Source organism: Rubritalea tangerina (assembly GCF_042683245.1).
GTDB lineage: Bacteria > Verrucomicrobiota > Verrucomicrobiia > Verrucomicrobiales > Akkermansiaceae > Rubritalea > Rubritalea tangerina.
On the sequence record NZ_JBHUJB010000025.1, the window covers coordinates 24938 to 39361 of the forward strand.

The following is a 14424-nucleotide window of genomic DNA, read 5'->3' on the forward strand; positions in this document are numbered from 1 at the left end:
TCCTCCAGCCCCGAATACATTTCCCCTGTCCCTAGAATTACAAGGGGCGGCTGAGAAGTGACTACAAAATAACACCCCAACCTTAACTAGAGATTAAGAACCTTCACTTTTTTACCTCATGCCTGCTGGGTACAGTGCAACAAGGTCCCCTTCTTCACCCTCAACTTAGCCCCAAGAATAAAGGCCAAACCAATCGCGATCATGAACAAAGATAAAAATTGCCCCATCGTCCATTCCGTCCCCAATAACATCAAATTCGCCGTCTCTGGTTCGCGAAAGTTCTCCATCGATATCCTGAAAATTGCGTAAAAAATAAAAAATAAGCCAGTCAGGACTCCATGTGCCAATTTAGGAAACTTCACCCGCATCACAAAAAGAATGAGGAACAAGAGCAATCCTTCTAAGGCAGCTTGAAATAATTGAGATGGATAACGTGGCTCTAAGTAATATGCGACCGCATCTTTCACCTCAGGGTTCTCACGCACCGCCTTGTTGAGCATCTCAGCCTTCCGAGACATCAATGCTGCGTATGCTTCATACTCTGCAGTACCTTCTTTCAAAGCCCCATCAAAATAGGCATCACTGCCCTCTATCATCTGATCGTAGTACTGAGTATACTCACCACCTTTGTCTGCTCGTGCTGCGGCCGCTTGCGTCAAATTTGGCTTAGTTCCCTCAACTGTATTTTTATCCCATAGCGCATTGGGAAACTTCATAGCCCAAGCAAAAGTCTTATCCACCCGGCCATAGAGCTCCCCATTAATGAAGTTGGCCAAACGGCCAAACATAATCCCTAGCGGAGCTACCACACACAATCCATCCCCCAGCGCGGTCCACGACACCTTCTTCATCCTCGCATACACAAAGGTGAAAATCAGTAAGCCTAAGATCCCCCCATGGCTCGCCATCCCACCTTCCCATACCCGAAAGATTACCAAGGGGTCATTCATCAACTCTTCCCTCTGATAGATGAGCACATTGCCAATACGCCCACCCAAGAACACTCCAAAAACCGCAGCATACGCAATGAAGTCACCAGCCACTTTTCCAGGTAGCACCCAAAGCTTTTTATCCCCCATCCACTTGAGCAATAAATACCCAGCAACAAAGGCTAACAAGTAGGCAAATCCATACCAACGCAGCTTAATACTATCAGTGATTTCAAAAATCACTGGGTTGAGGTCATGTACGTATATTGCGAGCACGCATCTAGCTGCCATATTCACAATGGCCTGTCCAGCAAGCATGCTCCGAAATGCGCATACTCGCCCTTACACTCTCCAAGCTACAAATAATCAGTCAACCCAGCCACCGCATCGGCTCCGAGGGCACAAACTAATGCCTTCGACAACCGAACCATCTCCAAATAGTCGTTGATATCAATGATCGCATTGTGAGAATGGATATACCGAGCAGGCGTGCCTAACACGATCGATGGCACCCCCTCATTAGCCTGATTAAATGTCCCAGCATCTGTCCCCCCACTGTTGCGCATCGTTAATTGATAACGAATGCCCTCGCGCTCAGCTACTTCGATTGCCAGATCAACCAAAGCCGGATTCATAATCGCGGTAGGATCCTGCATCCGAATCTGAACTCCGCCACCAAGCTTCCCCTGAGATTCACTTTTTGGGAAACCGGGTGCATCATCTGCGGGTGGCCCCTCTAAAACAATGGCCACATCCGGTCGCACCTTCTCAGCTGCGGCCTTTGCCCCCCTCAAGCCTACTTCCTCTTGCACCGTCCCAGCCGCCACTAATTTACAAGCAGCCTGCTCACCAGCTAATTCCTGAAATGTTTGGATCGCGCACGCCATCCCCACACGGTTATCAAACGCTTTGGCCATGTAGTAATCTTCTTTCTGCATCGCCGTAAAGGGCACCGCCGGAGCAATCGGATCCCCAATGCGAATACCAAAAATCCTCTCAACCTCCTCGCGACTCTGCGCCCCAATATCAATGAAGAGTGCTCCCAGTGCCATCACTTTACTACGCTCAGATTCAGGCAAAAAATGTGGTGGCTTGCTCGCAATCACGCCCAGTACTTTCCCGCCCTCACGCGTCATGACCTCCACCCTTTGGCTCAACAGCGTATGCGTCCACCATCCACCTACTGGCAAAAACTTAAGAAAGCCATCAGCCGTAATATGCTGTACCCGAAATCCTACTTCATCCATGTGCCCAGCCAACAACACAGTCGGTCCCTCTCCCCTCTCACAATACACCCCCCCCATCTTATCGGCACTCACCTTCCCCTCGCTTTCTAACTCTGCCACAAAGATGTCACGCACTTCTGCTTCATAGCCAGGCACACTGTGAGCTTCAGTGAGTCGCTTTAGTAAAGATATCGCCTTGTCTTTCATGGAAAAAAGACTACGCAAGCCCAAGCGATCCTGTAAACCATGATCGCCACGCACATCACAACAATCAGAATTATGGCACAGGTCCGCGATCTCCACGTCACTAAAAACATCCCGCTTCCCACACCCGCCACTCTCATGCAAGAGGTGGCTCGTAGCAACGAGCAGGCTGAGTTTATCGCTAATTCACGCAATACCATCCGTGACATCCTCGAAGGGAAGGACAAACGCTTCCTCCTTATCGTCGGCCCATGCTCCATTCATGATACAAAAGCGGGCCTCGAATACGCACAAAAACTAGCGAAGCTTGCAGATGAGGTCAAAGACAAGGTCTACATTGTCATGCGTGTCTACTTCGAGAAACCACGTACCACAGTCGGCTGGAAAGGCCTCATCATGGACCCACACCTCGATGGCTCAGACGACATCGCTGAAGGCCTCCGCCAAGCCCGCACCTTCCTTCGCGAAGTCATCGACACCGGCCTCCCCACCGCTACTGAACTTCTAGACCCCATCACTCCCCAGTATATCGCTGACCTCATCTCTTGGTCTGCAATCGGGGCGCGCACCACCGAATCTCAAACCCACCGCCAGATGGCTTCCGGACTTTCAATGCCCCTCGGCTTCAAGAATAGCACTGCTGGTGACCTCGTCGCAGCCGTCAACGCCATCAACGCAGCCGGCCGTCCACAAACCTTCCTCGGTGTCGCTGAATCAGGTGTCGCTTCTGCCGTCACAACATCTGGTAACCCAGATTGCCACATTATCCTCCGCGGTGGTGAAAATGGTCCCAACTTCAGTGCCGACGATGTAGCTCTCGCCATCGATAAACTTCAGTCCAGCGATGTCAGTGATGCGATCATGATCGATGCCTCACACGCAAACTGCGCTAAAGACGACACTAAAATGCCCGCCGTCTACCGTGATATCATCAGCCAACGTGCTGCCGGGAACGATAAAATCGTCGGAGCCATGCTCGAATCTCATCTCGTCTCCGGAAACCAAAAGTTCCCCCAACCACTCGAAGACCTCACCTACGGCCAGTCAATCACTGACAAATGTATTGATTTCGACACTACCGTTACCCTCGTCAAAGAGACCTCCAAGGCACTGAGCTAAGCACAATAACCAAACCATTCTCTTGAGCACCCACCTTCCAGTGGGTGCTTTTTTTGTGGCTATTGGCCAGCAACTAGCAAATCCAACCCCACCTCAGCATCCCCATCCAATACCTTTGAAAAATCCGATCATTCTAGCATCATGATGAGACCCATAGACACGTTCCTATGAAGACTCTCATACTGGCTCTCACCTACACAGTCACGGCGCACGCCTCTGAAATCCGTAACATCTTATTTATTGTCTCAGACGACCTCAAAGCCTCCGTACTAGGATGCTACGGTGACACAGTCGTACGCACTCCCAATATCGATAAACTCGCCTCCCGTGGGATGGTCTTTGAACATGCCTACTGCCAAGCTGTCTGGTGTGCCCCATCACGTGCTTCCTTTATGGCGGGCCAATACACCCCGCGCCAAGATGCCATCGGCATGGGAGAGTTCTTTCGTGAGCAAGACATCTTCTCTGCCCGTGTCGGCAAAATTTATCACATGCGCGTTCCCGGAGATACTGTGGCTGGCACCGACGGCGCTGACCACCCTGACGACTGGGATGTCAAAATCAATGCCCAAGGCCTAGAAGCACACACCCCTGGTCTCTACGCTCTCCTCAATACGGATATCGAAACAACCGAAATGCAGGGGCGACAATCAACCGGTACCAAACACCGCATGTTTGTCACCGTCAAATCAGACGATACTTCAGGGGCCGACCAGCCAGACTATAAAGCAGCCTCCAGCGCTATCGCCTTGCTAAACAAACATAAAGACAAACCCTTCTTCCTCGCTCTCGGTTTCGTCCGCCCACACTATCCCTCAGTCGCTCCCAAACAATACTTCGATCACTACCCACTCGAGCAAATCAAACTCCCAAAGCTACTCCCCGCTGACCTCAATGACGTCCCAAAAGAAGGGCGAACTGGCAACCATGGGCTCAAAAATGGCATCTCGCACCATATCGAAAACCAAAAGAAAATGTGGCAAGGCTACTACGCAACGGTCGAGTTCATGGACGTCCAACTCGGCCGCGTGCTCGATGAACTCGACCGACTCGGCCTTCGTGAATCCACCGCTATCGTCTTCACCTCAGACCACGGCTACCACCTCGGAGAAAAAGAACTCTGGGAAAAATACAACCTGCACGAAGAAGTCAGCCGAGTCCCATTGATCATCTCAGCCCCAGGATACCCACCCGGCAGGTCCACATCCTGCGTGGAGCTTATCGACATCTACCCCACCGTCACCACCCTCGCAGGCCTCCCCGCCCCCTCCCACACAGACGGTTACTCACTGACCCCAATTCTCAAAGACCCCACGCACGCCCTCAGAGCTGCCGCCTATTCCTATTACGCCAAGGGACACGCGCTGCGCTCAGAAAATTCGAGCTTACTCAGCTTTCCCTCAGGAGATTGCCTCTACGATATGCGTAAAGACCCGCACCAATTCTACAACCTCGCCACCAACCCCGAGTACCGCCCTCAGCTCGAATCCATGCAACGCAAGCTCCAAGAAAAACTCACCACCCTCTCGCCTCCCCCCATCGAAAAGCGAAAAAAATAATGTAACCATCTCCCCTATGGCGGTATGGCTTAGAGAACGCATTCTCCCACCACCCATGAGCCACCCTGAATACGCGCGCCTCATCACCGAGAACCAAAAAAAACTCTACAACTACATCTACTCGATGACTGGTAGACGTTCTCGTTCTTGGGATATCCTCCAAGAAACCAACCTCGTCCTGATGCGTAAAGAGACGGAGTTCACCCTCGGTTCTAATTTTGAGGCTTGGGCATTCACCACCGCACGCTTTCAGACCCTAGCATACCTGCGTAACCAAAAGCGCGCCCCCCTCGACGTCCTCACCCCTGAGCTCGTTGAACTCTTTGCAGACGAAGCTGAGGAACTCGCCGCTAGCTCACCCGAGCGCCTCACCGCACTCAAACGCTGTCGAGGTAAGCTTAAAGACAAAACACGCAAAGTCCTCACCCTCTACTACGAAAAAGAACACCGTATCAAAGACATCTGTGCACTCGTTGGCATGAAAGAAAGTGCAATCAAGCTCACACTCATGCGCGCACGCAAATCCCTCCACTCCTGCATTGAAACCCAGCTCAAACAATCATGACTCCCAACGATAAAGATTGGCTCGAGCAGGCCATGCTTGAGGTGCGAGAAGGCACAGCCACCCCAGAGGTCATCGACTATCTTCAGTCACTCCTCCTACGTGACCCAGAGGCACGCACCCTCTACTTGGAGCTGAACCAAATCGACGCCCTGCTCGAAACCTCTCAAGCAGAAGACCAACTTTCTCCCCCTCAGTATTCTAAAAAACCGTTCATTATCGGAGGCCTCATCGGCGCAGGCATTGCTGCCGCCATCGCCTTCATACTTCTCCCATTCACCACGCCGCAACAAACCGCTGCTCCACTCACTTCAAACTCCTCGGAACCATTCGAGCCCATCGCCACCCTCGCTAACAGCCTCGATGCCCAACTCCACGGCAACCAAGGTAAATCACTCAATTCCGGTGAATTTGGCCTCGAACAAGGCGTCGCCCAACTCGACTTCCGCAATGGCGCTCAGGTCGTCCTCGATGGACAATGCAATTTTGAAATTCTGAGCGAAAGCCACATTGCCCTCCACTATGGAAAACTCTGGGCCTATTGCCCCCCCCAAGCACATGGCTTCACCGTGACCACGCCAGGTGGAACAGATATCATCGATACCGGAACTGAGTTCGCCGTAGAGGTGAGCCGCTCAGGTGCTGCACACCTCCAAGTCTTCGAGGGGTCCGTTGAAGTCCGTGCCTCTAACCGTCCCAATTCTGCCCTCTACCAAAACCAAGCACTCGCCTGGACCCCGAGCACCCACCCCAGCCCCACCGACTTTATCGACCCAACACACTTCACAACCAGTAAGTCCATCACCGAACGTCGCTACGAACAATACCAGAGCGCCATGCTCAAGAAGTCCGACCTCCAGCTCTACTACGACTTCTCAAACGAAGGGGCCGCCCATATCCGAAACCTCGCTAAAAACACACTCTCATCAAATGACGCACAACTACAAGGAGCCCTTTATTCCAGTGGCCGCAACGAGAGTACCACGTCATTACTCTTCCCTCACCGTGAGGCCAGAGCAACACTCGACTTCTCTCCAAGCCAACCCTTGGAGTCCTTCACGGTAGTGATGTGGGTCAAAGTCGACGCTTACAACGACGACTACATGGCTCTCTTCAATGCCAACGATTGGAAACCAGGCTGCTTCCACTTCCAGATCTACCGCGACGGTTCTCTCGAATCGAGTATCTTCGGTGGCACCCGTGTGCGCTCCAGCTCCAACTCCATCAAACTCGGCCAATGGCAACAAGTCGCCACCACCTGGAACCTCCAAACCCAAAAAGTCTCCCTCTTTGCCAATGGTTCCCCTTTGAAATCTTGGAGCTCCATCCCCTCTGAAATGCAAGCTTGGTCGATCAAAGCCCTCTCTTTTGGCCCCATGAATGTAGGCCATTGGAATATGGAATCCTTCTACGGCCAATCCTCCCGCCACTTCCAAGGAAAAATTGACGAACTCCTCGTCTTCGACCGCGATCTCAGCCCCACAGAGATCCAACAAATCTATCAAGCTGGGATGCCCTAAGCCCCCCCCATTTTTTTTACAGAAAAATGTAACCAAGCCGATTGCATGGGTATGAACCTGTAATAATCCCTCATCTCTCCGGAGAAACGCAGTGATTATTGGTTAACCAACACATAAAAAACAAAACGACTATGCAATCACACACAGTTAAACTTCTCACCAGCTCCTTGGTAGCTGCTGCAGCCCTCGCAGGCTCAGCCCATGCTGCCACTATCGTCTGGTCCAGCGCCACGGCCTCTACCAGTGGTAGTTTCGGCGATATACTCGACACCGGCCTTTTCGACACCACAGGCACACTCATTTCCGCTGAAAACGTAGGTGGCGCCGCAGTCACTTTTGACACTATCAACTTCACGGCTGGCACCACCACATTCTCCACCGGAGGCACATTCAATGGCTTCCACCAGGCTGGCCAAGAACTCTCACAAACTGGCGCCTATAGTGATGCTAACAATACGGGGACCGTTAGCTTTAGCGGTCTCACAATTGGAGCCACCTACCGTATTCAAGCACTCGTCTTTGACGGACGCGGTGCCGTGGGCATCCCCGGTCGTACTGTCGAATTTGACGGAGTCGACCAAGGCCAATACGCAAATGGGGTGTTCAACACTACTTGGGGACCAGGCCTTCTCGTCACCGGTACCTTTACAGCAGACGCTAATACCCAAGACTTCACTATCGAAGGGTTCAACACGGACCCAGTCTCCTCCGGCGCCCAGCTCAATGCTCTTACCCTCTACCAAACATCCGCTGTCCCAGAGCCTTCAACTACAGCTCTCCTCGGCCTCAGCGGCTTAGCCCTCATCTTGCGCCGCCGCAAGTAATCCTCCCCAACACTAGCTATCACCATCCCTTCACAGTCCACCTGTGAAGGGATTTTTTTATTACCAACACCTCTTCTTTGTAACCGACCCACACACTTTGGTATATAAAAGGAAACAGGGCTAAGTTTTATTAGCAGTGTTTTTTTCATATGTTGTAGCGGGTCCTCTCACTCAGAGGGCCCGCGTTTTTTTACACAGCCCCACATTCATAACGGCAGAAATGTAACCAAGCCCAGCCGCTAGGTATGTCTCAGTGTGCGCACCGTCCCTCCCCACACCATGACAAAAATCACCCTTATCAGTTCCCTTGCCAGCTCTATCCTGTCCATCCATGCCGCTGAAATCCATTGGGAGGCCCGCCCCTACCCAGTCACCGGAGAACATGGCGCAGAGCTCGCCACCGGTATCTTCCAAACTGACGGCTCTCTCGTCCTCGCCCAAAACCTTGGTGGACCAGCTCTCATCTTCGACTCTATCCCATTCACCAAAGGAACATTCGATTTTGGCCAATCTTTTGACCAATACCACGCACCCAGCCAAACACTCAGCAAAACGGGTACTTGGAGCCCCAAAGGCGGCCCGTCATCCCTCACACTTGCAGGCCTCAAAGTGGGCCAAAAATACCGACTCCAAGCCTTGCTCTACGATGGCCGTGCCGCCCCCGGGGATCACTGGCAAATCAGTCCATTGTGATGGCTCATTTCTCGGAAACTATGGTGCCAGCATTGAAAATGTCACTTGGGGTGACGGCCTCCTCCTAACCGGCTCATTCACCGCAGACCAAACCACACAAAAATGTACCATAGAAACCTTCCTCCCGGAAAATTATAGCAAGCAACACCCCAGTGCCCCCCTCTCACAAGGGGGCCAGGTCAATGCCATAGTCTTACACACCTTCACAACTCCCACACCTCAACCAAAGGACTCTCCCACTCAGCCACCCAAACCAACCCACCACGCCAGCCTTATCAGCATTGGCTCAGTCTCACTCCACTTTCGTAATAAATCCCCCAAATGACCCTACTCACTTCCCCCACGACTTACAAAGAAACAAGCATCACAGAAAATGCTGTGATGCTTGCTCTTGCACTATGAAATAACGACATTGCTACTCAGGTAGTGCATCTACCTACTACATGTTTCCTATCAAATATATCTTTAGCGGCCGAAGTGGAACTGGAAACCCATTCCTTCCCCAGCTTGTTGGTCTAAGCCGATGGCGTCGATCCTCGCTCTTACGTCAGCTGGCACTGCAGCCTTATCTTCTTCCGTGTCGTATGGACCCGCATACAGAACCTTACCTTGACGGTCCTTCACTTCCACATGCTTCCCTTTCTCATCGGTCATTTTCATGCAGATACTGCCCTGGTCGTCCATCATGGTGAAGGTGCCACTGAAGTTACTGTGCCCCTTCATGCGAAGATCACCTAAATCCAGATGCATTCCCTTCATCTTCTTCTGAAGCTCTTGGATGTCAGCCATCTGAATGTCCATATTGGCAAAGTGCTCTTCAAGATTCCTAGCTTGGTGCTGCATCATTTCTTCAATGCGCTTGCGGTCGGCCTCTGGCAACTGGCTGAAAGCCTGTGGCAGATTCTCGAAACGTTTCACTCGCGGCTTCACCTCCTGCGGCTCCACGCGTGCTTGCCCCAAATGCTGTGGCCGCGCTTGTAACTTCACCGTCTTGCGCTCTTTCTTGCCCTTGCTAAAAATTTCTAATTCTAACTCAGAATCTACTGCGGCATTACGCATAACATCGCGCAAATCAGCCATCCCTCTGATGTCTTTCTCACCTACCTTCGTGATGATATCATACTTCTGAATACCTGACTGAGCGGCACTTCCATCGGGGGCTACCAATTCTAAGGTCACACCGTGCTCAACTCCTAACTGAGCTGCAAGTGCTTCATCAACCGGTTGCCCAGCTACTCCAAGCCACGCTTTCGCTTGCTTCTTTTCTACCTTCGCTTTGGGTTTGTCTGCTTGTGGCTCTTCAATCGGCGTAATTCGCTCAATGGCATGTGCCCCTCCTGCAAGGGCAATGGCTGCAATACTTGTAAAATGAAAAATCTTATTCATACTTATCTTATTTACTAGTTATAGCGTTAGTTATGACTTCTTTTGTCTAATGAACTTCAACTGGAACCGCATAATATTCAATCCGCGGTTGCTTCACCTTATAGGTCCTGCCGTCTTTTCCTCGAACAGTCACTTCATCTTCAAACTCAACTCGCATCAAACGTACTGGACGTCCATTGGCATCATAGGTGATCACATCATCAGATGCACGCTTCACCTGAGTATCAAATCGAGAGTTACTCGCTGGCACTACTGCGTTGATATTCTGCGCCGGTACCGCCTGAGCCATTTGCTCACCAGCTCCAGCAACAACCACTTCAGAATCAGTCATTGTTCCCGAGTTGAGCATCATATACGAAGCAGCTCCCACTAAGGCAACCGCTGCAGCCGATGCCCAAGTATTAAATAACTTGAGTTTCCCTCTCTCTTGAGGCTCCTGCACAAATGGTACAATCTTCTCTTCAGCTGGAAGGTGGTCTTGCCACTTCTCCATCGCCTGCTCCATGCGTGCTAGCATGTCCTCAGGCATCGCTGTCGGCGAGAGTTTCTCAAGTTGGTTTTCTATGGCTCTTAGTTCTTCGTCCATGGTTCGACTCCTATCTGTGTCTTGATTTTATAAGGAAAGGTTCCCTTCATTTCGAGCTTGTGCAAGCTCCTTTCTCAGTGCTTCTAGCCCGTAGCGGTAGCGCGAGGCCGCCGTATTCTGCGAAATCTCTAGGGCTTCGCCAATTTCAGCAAAGGTGCGTTCACCCCATACCTTCATGACAATAACCTCTGAGAATTTCTCAGGTAGCTCCTTCAACCCTTGCTCAAGATAGCCGCGCGTCTCTTCTGTCGCTGCGTCACTATCGAACCAGGGGTCAAATTTGCCTCCCGTCTCGTGCTGGCGTTCCATTTCCACTTTTTCTTCGCGCTTACCACGACGGTCTTCTTTGCGACCTAAATCAATGGCACAGCGACGAATCGAAGTGTACAGATAGGGAAGCCATGCTGCCTGCCCACCGTCGAATCTTCCCTCACTTACTTTTCGGGCCAACTTCACGAGCGCATCTTGCAACACATCTTCTGCATCTGCTTGAGATCGGGTCTGCTGACGTGCAAACAACAATAGACGCGAGCCATGCTCCTTGAGCCAGGCACCCCAGGTCATTTCTTCGGTGATCTGAGCACTTGCACTTGTCATTCTTTCCTGATCTTCATCCATAGAGCGTTTCACCCCAACATCATTGTCTTTTCTGAAAGCAATTTTTCGCTTTATCCACTCTGAAACTAGCCCATCTATGCCATTCCGCCAGCAGAAATCCATTTGCCCGTAATAGAATCTGCGGAACGGGCCAACTCTGCGGGGCTCCCCTCCGCCACCACGCGACCACCATGCTTTCCTCCCCCTGGCCCCAAATCAATCACCCAATCCGCAGCACGAATCACATCCATGTTGTGCTCCACAATAATCAAGGAATTCCCCTCGTCTCTCAACCTCTCCAGCACTTTCAATAAAACCTGAATGTCCTGGAAATGAAGACCCGTGGTCGGTTCGTCCAATAGATACAGCGCATTTCCTTCACTCCGCTTTGCCAACTCCGTTGCTAACTTTACCCTCTGCGCTTCCCCACCACTCAACGTGTTGGCCGACTGTCCCAGCTCCATATACCCCAACCCCACATCGCAAAGCGATTGCAAGATTGCCTCTAGTTTAGGTACCGCACCGAAAAAGGCATGGGCTTCTCTCGCCGTCATTTCAAGTACCTCTGCTATGTTCTTACCCTTGTAGGTTACTTCCAGCGTCTCACGATTGTATCGCTGGCCGCGACACGCATCACAAGGAACGTAAACGTCACTCAAAAAATGCATATCAATTTTTATCTTCCCATCCCCCATACACCGCTCACATCGCCCCCCACGCACATTAAAACTAAACCTCCCACTCTTGTAACCACGCTGACGCGAGAGGGGTAGTTTCGCATACAAACTACGCACAATATCTAAGGCTCCAGTATAGGTAGCAGGATTCGAACGCGGGCTCCTTCCCAAAGGACTTTGGTCCACCACCACCAACCTATCAATGAGCTCCACTCCTTCTATCTTTGTATGCGCACCTGGCCTCGCCTTCGCCCCATGAAGCTTCCTCGCTAAGGCCCGCTTCAAAATGGAATGCGTCAGAGTCGACTTACCACTGCCACTCGGGCCCGTCACACAAACCATCTGCCCCATTGGAAAAGCCACATCAATCCCTTGTAGGTTATGCTCTCTCGCACCACGTACCCAGATCTCCCCCATTCCCCTTTGCCGCCCCTCATTTAACGTAGCGACTTCCTCATGAAGCCACTTGCCGGTCGGAGATGCCTTCGACTCCATCACCGCCTCCGGACTCCCCTCCGCTAAAATATAGCCCCCCTCACGTCCAGCTACAGGCCCCATATCTATTACCCAGTCTGCAGCTCGAATCGTCTCCTCGTCATGTTCCACCACCACCACTGTGTTCCCAATGTCACGTAGCCGCTTCAACGCTCGAATCAATCGCGCATTATCCTCTTGGTGAAGACCAATGCTGGGTTCATCTAACACATAAACGACACCCGCTAAACCCGCCCCGATTTGGGTCGCTAGACGAATCCTCTGCGCTTCACCACCACTCAGTGTCCCACTCTTCCGATCTAAAGATAGATAGCCGAGCCCTACTTCGTCCAAAAACCCTAACCTCTCACGCACTTCAGAAGCCAAGCCCTGACCAACCTCCATCTTCGCTGCCGGCAGCACCAAGCCGCGAATCCAGCCCAATGCTTCTTCCACCGACTTCTCACAAAATTCTTGAATCCCTAACCAACCACCAGCGGCCTCCAACTTCACAGATAAAATCTGCGGTTTCAGCCGCCTCCCACCACAGCTCTCACATGTCTGGTGGCTCATGTACCGGTTCATACTACGCTTCACCCCCTCACTACCCGTCTCTGCATACAGACGCTCTACCGTCCGACACAATCCCTCAAACTCCTTGCTCCAAGGCATTTCCTCCCCATCTCGCTCCCATTGCATCGTAATCTTTTGCTCTCCCATCCCATAGAATAATGCCTCCTTAAAGGACTCAGGCAGCTGCTTAAATGGCACAGACCTATCGACCCCAAAATGCTCAGCCACAGCATCCACCTGACGCTCCATCCACCCCTTCTTTTTCTTCGTCCCGCCCCAAACATGTACAGCTCCTTGGTCTAAACTTTTTCCTCCATCGGGGACTAACAACCCTGGATCACAATGGATCTTCGTCCCTAATCCTTGACACGCTTCACAGGCACCACGATGAGAGTTAAACGAAAAGTCTTGTGGACTCAATGCCCCTAGCTCAAAGCCAGTCTCCGGATTGCGATACGATGTCGAAAAACTCACCTCTCTCCACTCCTCCACTCCAGGTTCTTGAACCAGGCAACGAGCCTCCTGACCACAAATCCGTAAACTCGTCTCAATGCTATCCGCTATGCGGCTCTCAACTCCTTCTCGAATTACCAAACGATCAATTACCACCTCAACCCGCTCTACCTCCTCAGGCCACTCACCGAGTACCTCCTCAGTATCGAATATCACTCCATTCACCCTTACCCTCACAAACCCCTGACGCTGCATGTCCGCAACCAAGCGCTCCACATCTCCCAGTTCCTCTTTCGGCACCGGCGCTAATACTACTACCTTCGTCCTCTCAGGAAACCTAACAAGTCGCTCGACAATATCCCCTGAAGTCATTTTTTCTAACTTCTCCCCCGTCTCAGGGTCATGAGGCACCCCCAGAGCAGCGTATAAAACCCTCAAGTAATCATAGATCTCAGTCGCAGTTGCTACCGTAGACCGTGGATTACCTCCGCCCGCCTTCTGGTCAATTGCTATCGCAGGACTCAATCCCTCGATACTATCAACATCAGGCTTTTCTATTTGCTCCAAAAACTGACGAGCATACGCAGAGAGGCTCTCTACATAGCGTCGCTGCCCTTCTGCATACAATGTGTGAAATGCCAAACTCGACTTTCCACTACCACTCGGGCCTGTAATCACCACAAGCTTGCCACGCGGAATCCCCACATCTACGTTCTTTAAATTATGCTGCCGCGCACCGCGTATTTGAATCACATCCACGCCACACGCTAACACTCTCTATGACTCATTATCAACCCCACTCAGAAACAAAAAAAGCGACCTAGTGGTCGCCATTTTTTCCCGATGCAAAGGAAGTACCGAGGACAGGAATCGAACCTGCACGTCCTAAGACACTGGAACCTAAACCCAGCGCGTCTACCAATTCCGCCACCTCGGCCTTTGCTGGGCGCAACTTAACTAAATCCCCACACACTGCAAAACAATTTTTACAAAAAAATAGCTCAGCCAATGATGACTGAGCTAGAAACTTTGTGAACCTATT

Annotated in this window: 12 protein-coding genes and 1 tRNA gene; 6 read left to right on the plus strand and 7 right to left on the minus strand. The window is 51.5% G+C overall.

All coding sequences use genetic code 11. The features are described from left to right. Window positions 1–116: 116 nt before the first annotated feature. Window positions 117–1220, minus strand: a complete 1104-nt coding sequence (gene lgt / locus ACFSW8_RS06075; protein ID WP_377177721.1) for a prolipoprotein diacylglyceryl transferase — start codon at window positions 1218–1220, stop codon at window positions 117–119. Between the two features lie 65 nt (window positions 1221–1285). Then, complete coding sequence (locus tag ACFSW8_RS06080; protein ID WP_377177723.1) at window positions 1286–2362, minus strand: M42 family metallopeptidase; 1077 nt, start codon at window positions 2360–2362, stop codon at window positions 1286–1288. A 72-nt stretch (window positions 2363–2434) separates the two neighbouring features. Between ACFSW8_RS06080 and ACFSW8_RS06085 the strand changes: the two genes are divergently transcribed. The 6 genes from ACFSW8_RS06085 (at window position 2435) to ACFSW8_RS06110 (ending at window position 8636) form a co-directional block, all read left to right on the plus strand. Continuing rightward, a complete protein-coding gene (locus tag ACFSW8_RS06085) occupies window positions 2435–3478 on the plus strand; it encodes a 3-deoxy-7-phosphoheptulonate synthase (protein ID WP_377089086.1) in 1044 nt (347 codons plus the stop codon). 167 nt (window positions 3479–3645) lie between these two features. Beyond that, a complete protein-coding gene (locus ACFSW8_RS06090; RefSeq protein WP_377089084.1) occupies window positions 3646–5037 on the plus strand; it encodes a sulfatase in 1392 nt (463 codons plus the stop codon). Between the two features lie 55 nt (window positions 5038–5092). Then, window positions 5093–5602 carry a sigma-70 family RNA polymerase sigma factor gene (locus ACFSW8_RS06095; protein ID WP_377177725.1) on the plus strand — a complete coding sequence of 170 codons (510 nt, stop codon included), beginning with the start codon at window positions 5093–5095 and terminating at the stop codon, window positions 5600–5602. Then, window positions 5599–7119 (plus strand): LamG-like jellyroll fold domain-containing protein, encoded by a 1521-nt coding sequence (locus ACFSW8_RS06100; RefSeq protein WP_377089082.1) that lies wholly within the window; start codon window positions 5599–5601, stop codon window positions 7117–7119. Before ACFSW8_RS06095 ends, ACFSW8_RS06100 begins: the two co-directional genes overlap by 4 nt. Before the next feature lie 131 nt (window positions 7120–7250). Continuing rightward, a complete protein-coding gene (locus ACFSW8_RS06105) occupies window positions 7251–7943 on the plus strand; it encodes a PEP-CTERM sorting domain-containing protein (RefSeq protein WP_377089081.1) in 693 nt (230 codons plus the stop codon). 279 nt (window positions 7944–8222) lie between these two features. Beyond that, a complete protein-coding gene (locus ACFSW8_RS06110; RefSeq protein ID WP_377177727.1) occupies window positions 8223–8636 on the plus strand; it encodes a hypothetical protein in 414 nt (137 codons plus the stop codon). A 465-nt stretch (window positions 8637–9101) separates the two neighbouring features. Here ACFSW8_RS06110 and ACFSW8_RS06115 read toward each other — a convergent pair whose 3' ends face one another. The 5 genes from ACFSW8_RS06115 to ACFSW8_RS06135 all read right to left on the minus strand — a co-directional run bounded on the left by ACFSW8_RS06115 (window position 9102) and on the right by ACFSW8_RS06135 (window position 14319). After that, a complete protein-coding gene (locus tag ACFSW8_RS06115) occupies window positions 9102–10022 on the minus strand; it encodes a S1C family serine protease (protein WP_377089078.1) in 921 nt (306 codons plus the stop codon). 46 nt (window positions 10023–10068) lie between these two features. Beyond that, entirely contained in the window at window positions 10069–10608 is a 540-nt protein-coding gene (locus ACFSW8_RS06120) for a hypothetical protein (RefSeq protein WP_377089077.1), read from the minus strand. Window positions 10609–10635: 27 nt separating this feature from the next. Beyond that, the gene (locus ACFSW8_RS06125; protein ID WP_377177729.1) at window positions 10636–11205 is read right to left on the minus strand and encodes an RNA polymerase sigma factor; all 570 of its coding nucleotides are present in this window, start codon (window positions 11203–11205) and stop codon (window positions 10636–10638) included. Window positions 11206–11300: 95 nt separating this feature from the next. After that, on the minus strand, window positions 11301–14141 hold the full coding sequence (uvrA, locus tag ACFSW8_RS06130; RefSeq protein WP_417750629.1) for an excinuclease ABC subunit UvrA: 2841 nt from the start codon (window positions 14139–14141) through the stop codon (window positions 11301–11303). Window positions 14142–14237: 96 nt separating this feature from the next. Next, window positions 14238–14319 (minus strand) — tRNA-Leu (locus ACFSW8_RS06135). Window positions 14320–14424 lie beyond the last annotated feature (105 nt).